The organism is Micromonospora sp. NPDC047753 (assembly GCF_040642735.1).
In the GTDB taxonomy this organism is placed as follows: Bacteria; Actinomycetota; Actinomycetes; order Mycobacteriales; family Micromonosporaceae; genus Micromonospora.
In genome coordinates this window covers 1-2,558 of sequence record NZ_JBEYSL010000718.1, presented here as the reverse complement: position 1 = coordinate 2,558, position 2,558 = coordinate 1, and the positions used below count along the sequence as shown (strand labels likewise).

Genomic DNA, 2,558 nt, shown 5'->3' with positions numbered 1-2,558 from the left:
ATCAGCGTCGAACACCTCGCCGACTGGATCGCCACCCGCGGCTACGCCACCAGCTGACCCAACCCGAACCACATGACCGAAGGGCCGGACCCCACGAGGGTCCGGCCCTTCGGCATGATCAGTCAAAGATCAGTGCTCGGTGCCCGCGCGGACCGGATCGACGTCAGAGGCCACCGCAGGCGACTGACCGTCGGAGGCCACCTCCACGCCGGACGCGCTGTCGGTCGACGTGACGCGGTGGGCGCGGCGGCGCAGCCACCAGGTGCTGCCGAGCCCGGCGAGCACCGCGAGGACCAACCCGGCCCAGGAGATGTCCTTCAGCCAGTGTTCGGCCGCCTTGCCGACCGAGTAGAGCAGGTACGTCGTGCCGAAGGCCCAGACCAACCCGCCGGCCGCGTTCGCCAGGAGGAAGCGGCGGTACGGCACGTGCAGCGCACCGGCGAGCGGCCCGGCGAGGATCCGCAGCAGTGCCACGAACCGACCGAAGAAGACCGCCCAGACGCCGTGCCGCGCGAAGCTCTGTTCGGCACGGGCGAGTTGCGCCGGGCCCAGGTGCTTGGGGAACCGTCTGCCCAGTCGAGCGAGGAGGGGGCGACCGCCGCGTCGGCCGACGGCGTACCCGACGGAGTCGCCGACGATGGCGCCGAACGCCGCGGCGCTGGCCACCCACTCCGGCTCCACCACTCCGGTGGCGGCGAGCAGGGCGGAGCTGACGAGCACGATCTCTCCGGGCAGCGGGACGCCCATGCTCTCGACGCCGATCACGCCGGCGACGATGAGGTAGACCACGCCCGGAGGCAGGGCCGAGAGCCAGTGCTGGACGTCGACCACTCGGCACCCCTTCCGATCCGGCCTCCGACCCTACCCTGGGACCTGGTGAACCGGCGTGCTCGCGGACACCGCCCAGCCGCCATTCAGGCTCAACCGCGGGAGTCGAGGGCTGGCGTCAGCCGTCGAGCGGGGCGACGAACTCCAGCCGGTTGCCGTGCGGGTCGTGAGTATGGAAGCGGCGCATCCCGGGCAGTTCGTCGTCACCCCAGACGACGTCGTACCCGGCGTCGAGCAGCCGGCCGGCAAGCATGTCGAGGTCGGGGCGGAGCAGGGCAGGGTGTGCCTTGCGGGCGGGGCGGAAGTCGTCTTCGACGCCCAGGTGCAGTTCGGCGTCGTACCCGATGAACCAGCAACCGCCGCGGGCGGCGAGGGCCGGGGGTTTGGGTTTCTCGACCAGGCCGAGCAGGCCAGCGTAGAAGGCGCGCGAGACCTCCTCGGTGCCGCGCGGACAGGCCAGCAGTACGTGGTGGATCATTGCGGTACCTCCTGTCTCGAACCCTGGCACTCGCTTGCACATATAGCAAGACGGACGTACGGTTTTGTTGGAAGCGGATTCGGGCGGTAAGTGTCACCTAACCTCGGCGGCACCCCGGCCGGTGCGACAGACTGCTCAGGACTACTCACGGTCGCTGGTGTGAAGGAGTACGACGTGGCGAGCCTCGACACCTTCGGTGCGAAGACCCAGCTACGCGTCGGAGACGCGAGCTACGAGATTTTCAAGATCGACAAGGTGGACGGCCACGCGCGGTTGCCGTACAGCCTGAAGATCCTGCTGGAGAACCTGCTGCGGACCGAGGACGGCGCGAACATCACCGCCGACCACATCCGCCAGCTCGGCGGGTGGGACTCCACCGCCGCCCCGAGCGTGGAGATCCAGTTCACCCCGGCGCGGGTCCTGATGCAGGACTTCACCGGCGTGCCCTGCGTGGTCGACCTGGCCACCATGCGCGAGGCAGTACGTGACCTGGGCGGCGACGCCACCAAGGTCAACCCCCTCGCCCCGGCCGAGCTGGTCATCGACCACTCGGTCATTGCCGACCTGTTCGGCCGCGAGGACGCGTTCGCCCGCAACGTCGAGCTGGAGTACGAGCGCAACAAGGAGCGCTACCAGTTCCTGCGCTGGGGTCAGACCGCGTTCAACGAGTTCAAGGTCGTCCCGCCGGGCACCGGCATCGTGCACCAGGTCAACATCGAGTACCTGGCCCGCACCATCATGGAGCGCAACGGCCAGGCGTACCCGGACACGGTGGTCGGCACCGACTCGCACACCACGATGGTCAACGGCCTGGGCGTGCTGGGCTGGGGCGTCGGCGGCATCGAGGCCGAGGCCGCGATGCTCGGCCAGCCGGTCAGCATGCTGATCCCCCGGGTGGTGGGTTTCAAGCTCTCCGGTGAGATGCCGGCCGGCACCACCGCCACCGACCTGGTGCTGACCATCACCGAGATGCTGCGCAAGCACGGTGTCGTTGGCAAGTTCGTCGAGTTCTACGGCCCCGGCGTGAGCGCGGTGCCGCTGGCCAACCGCGCCACCATCGGCAACATGTCCCCGGAGTACGGCTCCACCGTGGCGATCTTCCCGATCGACGCGGAGACGATCCGCTACCTGGAGCTGACCGGCCGGGACGCCGAGCAGGTCGCGCTCGTCGAGGCGTACGCCAAGGAGCAGGGTTTCTGGCACGACCCGGACGCCGAGCCGGACTACTCCGAGCGCCTGGAGCTGGATCTCG

General features: G+C 69.3%; 3 protein-coding genes. 1 reads left to right on the top strand and 2 read right to left on the bottom strand.

Annotation, left to right across the window (positions count from 1 at the left end; genetic code table 11):
• Nucleotides 1-129 precede the first annotated feature (129 nt).
• Both ABZ749_RS33665 and ABZ749_RS33660 read right to left on the bottom strand, forming a co-directional pair.
• Nucleotides 130-831: a DedA family protein gene (locus ABZ749_RS33665; RefSeq protein ID WP_357235082.1), complete on the bottom strand. Its 702-nt coding sequence runs from the start codon at nucleotides 829-831 to the stop codon at nucleotides 130-132.
• Nucleotides 832-946: 115 nt separating this feature from the next.
• On the bottom strand, nucleotides 947-1,306 hold the full coding sequence (locus ABZ749_RS33660) for a glyoxalase (protein WP_357235079.1): 360 nt from the start codon (nucleotides 1,304-1,306) through the stop codon (nucleotides 947-949).
• A 159-nt stretch (nucleotides 1,307-1,465) separates the two neighbouring features.
• On the opposite strand from ABZ749_RS33660, the gene ABZ749_RS33655 reads away from it, so the two are divergent.
• On the top strand, nucleotides 1,466-2,558 hold a 1,093-nt coding region (locus tag ABZ749_RS33655; RefSeq protein WP_357235077.1), incomplete at its 3' end, for an aconitase family protein.

What these genes read in the sequence shown, in the direction of transcription:
- ABZ749_RS33660 (WP_357235079.1), bottom strand. Translation starts at nt 1,306, where the DNA reads ATGATCCACCACGTACTGCTGGCCTGTCCGCGCGGCACCGAGGAGGTC.